Genomic DNA, 2,039 nt, shown 5'->3' on the forward strand with positions numbered 1-2,039 from the left:
GGTAATGCCGATGCTGCGGGCATGGCTGAACAGGCCGATTGAAAAGCCGACCGCGATCCCGGCAATGGTGCCGAGGATCCAGCCAGTGCCGATCCGCATCAGCGAATAGGACAAATGGTGCCAGAGCGCGCCGCTGACAGCGAGCTGCCAGATTGCCCGCGCGGTCGCCAGCGGCGTCGGCAGGAACAGCGGATTGACCAGACCGACGCTACCCGCGAGCTGCCAGACGGCAAGCACGGCAGCGAGCGCGATCCAGCCGGCATGGCGGCTCGTGCCCGGCACAAAGCCGCCGCCGCGGAATTTCACAGGCCGCGTCTCGGAACCGGCTTCCAGCTTCTGGTCGGACGGTGCGCGGTCAAGCATGCTGCACCTCGCGTTCCGCGTCGATCGCCTCCTCGCGGATCAGCGACCACAGCTGGTCCTGCAGTGCCAGCAACTGACCGCGGGCATTGACATCGCTGCGCTGGCCGCGCGTCATCGGGATGGTGACGACTTCGCGGATCCGGCCCGGCCGGCGCGACAGCACCACGATGCGGTCGGCAAGCCGCACCGCTTCCTCCAGATTATGCGTGACATAGACCGCGCCCATGGCGCCGTCGGCGAGCAGCCGGATGAAATCCTCCATCAGGAGCTCGCGGGTCTGTGAGTCCAGCGCCGAAAGCGGCTCGTCCATCAGCAGCATCGCGGGCTTGACCGCGAGTGCCCGCGCGATACCGACCCGCTGTCGCATGCCGCCGGACAATTGCTTCGGATAGGTGGCGCGAAAGTCGGATAGTCCCGTGCGGCGCAGCGCGTCATCCACCAGCGCACCCCGTGCGCCGGCGGAAAGCCCGGTGTGCGACAGCGGAAACGCGACATTGTCCTCCACATTGCACCAGGGCAGCAGGGCAAAATCCTGGAACACGAAGGTCAGCGGATTGAGGCTGTCCGCCGGCGGCGCGCCGCGCAGCTCGGCTGTGCCCGCGGTCGACTGCAGCAGGCCGCCGAGGATCGACAGCAGCGTGCTCTTGCCGCAGCCGGACGGCCCGACGATCGCCACCACCTCACCGGCGCTCACCGCAAACGACACGTCGTCGAGCACCTCGAGCACGCCGAAGCGGTGGCTGATATGATCGGCGATCAGGTCCATGCAAATTTCCGGCTATCCAAATTTCCCGACTTCGTTTTAGCCCGTCATGCCCGGGCTTGTCCCGGGCATCCACGACTTACTTTGCCTGCGACAAAGACGTGGATGGCCGGGACATAGGCGAGCGGAAGCCACGCCGTCCTTCGGACGGCTATGCCCGGCCATGACGATGCGGAGAGGATCTCATCGATCCGGCTTGACATAATCCTTCGCGACGATGTCCCCCGCGTCGAATCCCTTGTCGACAAAACCCTGCTGCTGCAGCCATTTGATCTGGTTGTCGACATTCGTGACGTCGAGCTTGCCGTCGGGATCGATGTAGGCGCAATTGCCGACCACCTGCTCGACCGGCAGATTGGTGTATTTGGCGATGATGTCCAGATCCGGCTTTGTCCTCTCGTTGATCGCGGCCTTACCGTCCGAGACCGAGGCCAGGATGACGTCGTGATATTCGCGGTCGGCGCGCTGCAGCGCGGCGAGCAGTCTGGTCACCAGCGGCTTGTTGGTCAGCGTCTTGGGCGAGGCGAACACCGCGCCCAATTGCCATGGCGTCTCATCGCCGACCCAGCCCAGCAATTTCGCCCCGCCGTCGTCGATCAATTTCCGCGCGGTCGAGGCCGGCAGCAGCGCCGCATCGACCGTCTCGCCTTGCAGCGCCGCTGCGGCATTCGACAGCGATTGCAGCGGAATGACTCTGACATCGCTGACCTTGAAACCGTATTTGTCGGCCAGCAGCCCGAGCGAGTAATGGAAGCTGGAGCCGACCTGGGTCACCGCGACGCGCTTGCCGGCCAGGTCCTTCGGCGCCGTCAGCCCCGCCGCATAGGCCCTGTTGCTGGCGAAATAGCCGATCAGCGGATAGCCCGCCTTTTCGCGGCTCATGCCGCCGATCACCTTCAGCGTGCCCTTGCCC

Annotated in this window: 3 protein-coding genes; all 3 read right to left on the reverse strand. The window is 65.2% G+C overall.

Going from position 1 to position 2,039, the window contains the following annotated elements:
• A partial coding sequence (locus tag WCB02_RS38400; RefSeq protein ID WP_423967356.1) for an ABC transporter permease occupies window positions 1-363 on the reverse strand: 363 nt, incomplete at its 3' end.
• A complete protein-coding gene (locus WCB02_RS38405) occupies window positions 356-1,129 on the reverse strand; it encodes an ABC transporter ATP-binding protein (protein WP_423967358.1) in 774 nt (257 codons plus the stop codon). The genes WCB02_RS38400 and WCB02_RS38405, both read right to left, overlap by 8 nt.
• A 180-nt stretch (window positions 1,130-1,309) precedes the next feature.
• Window positions 1,310-2,039, reverse strand: a 730-nt coding sequence (locus WCB02_RS38410; protein ID WP_423967360.1) for an ABC transporter substrate-binding protein, incomplete at its 5' end; no start/stop codon positions are given.

This window comes from Bradyrhizobium sp. (assembly GCF_049581145.1).
Taxonomy (GTDB): Bacteria; Pseudomonadota; Alphaproteobacteria; order Rhizobiales; family Xanthobacteraceae; genus Bradyrhizobium.

Coding starts and splice junctions, on each gene's coding strand:
- WCB02_RS38405 (WP_423967358.1), bottom strand. CDS start 1,129: ATGGACCTGATCGCCGATCATATCAGCCACCGCTTCGGCGTGCTCGAG.